The organism is Shewanella sp. 4_MG-2023, assembly GCF_030548015.1.
GTDB lineage: Bacteria > Pseudomonadota > Gammaproteobacteria > Enterobacterales > Shewanellaceae > Shewanella.
Window position 1 is genome coordinate 1 of record NZ_JAUORL010000078.1, and the last position, 1,160, is coordinate 1,160.

Here is a 1,160-nt window from a genome sequence, read left to right on the forward strand (position 1 = left end):
GATGCTCAAAAAGATAACGGTCGAAGCCGCTCTTAATGCCGAAATGGATGACCACCTGGGCTATGAGAAACACCATAAATCGACTTCTGCTAATAGCCGTAACGGTAAAACCAGCAAGCGCATTCAAACTGAAGATGGTCAATTTGAGCTTGATACGCCGCGAGACCGTGAAGGCAGTTTCGAACCTCAGTTAGTTAAAAAACACCAGTCCAGATTTACCTCTATGGACGATAAAATATTGTGGCTCTACGCTCAAGGCATGAGTACTCGTGATATCGTTCAAGCCTTTGATGAATGGTACGGCGCAGAGATATCACCCACGTTAGTTTCTCGCGTTACCAACGCCGTTCTAGAGCAAGTTATTGAATGGCAAAGTCGACCTTTAGATGCCATTTACCCAATCGTTTACCTTGATTGTATCGTCGTGAAAATCCGTCAGGATAAGCGCGTTATTAACAAATCTATTTTCTTAGCGTTAGGCATTAACCTTGAAGGTCACAAAGAGCTAATGGGGCTTTGGATAGCTGAAAATGAAGGGGCTAAATTTTGGTTAGGTGTCCTCACTGAACTACAGCAACGAGGCGTTGAGGATATTCTCATCGCTTGTGTTGATGGCTTAAAAGGCTTCCCTGATGCTATCAATACCGTTTATCCAGATACTCATGTACAGCTCTGTATCGTACATATGGTCAGAAATTCATTAAAGTACGTATCGTGGAAAGACTACAAGGCAGTCACTGCGGACCTTAAAAGCATCTACCAATCAACAACGGAGGAGGAAGCTTTACTTGAATTAGACCGTTTCAGCGATACCTGGGATGAGCAATACCCCCAAATCAGCAAGTCATGGCATAATCATTGGCACAACTTAAATACGTTTTTCAATTATCCTCAGGATATTCGTAAGGCCATTTACACAACCAATGCTATAGAGTCGTTAAATAGCGTGATTAGACGAGCGTTGAAAAAACGTAAGGTATTTCCTAATGATGACTCGGCCAAGAAAATGATTTACCTTGCGATAAAAGAAGCCAGTAAAAAATGGACCATGCCCATCCGAAACTGGCGTACTGCGATGAGCCGATTTATTATTGAGTTCGAAGACAGAATTGTGAAGCATATTAACTAAATTGCAGTTACACAGAATCTGTTACACCCTC

The 1,160-nt window shown here is 42.2% G+C and carries 1 protein-coding gene; it reads left to right on the top strand.

Annotated elements, in window-relative coordinates; translation table 11 throughout:
• Positions 1–1,129, top strand: a 1,129-nt coding sequence (locus Q4546_RS19120) for an IS256 family transposase (protein ID WP_303446851.1), incomplete at its 5' end; no start/stop codon positions are given.
• Positions 1,130–1,160: the final 31 nt, after the last annotated feature.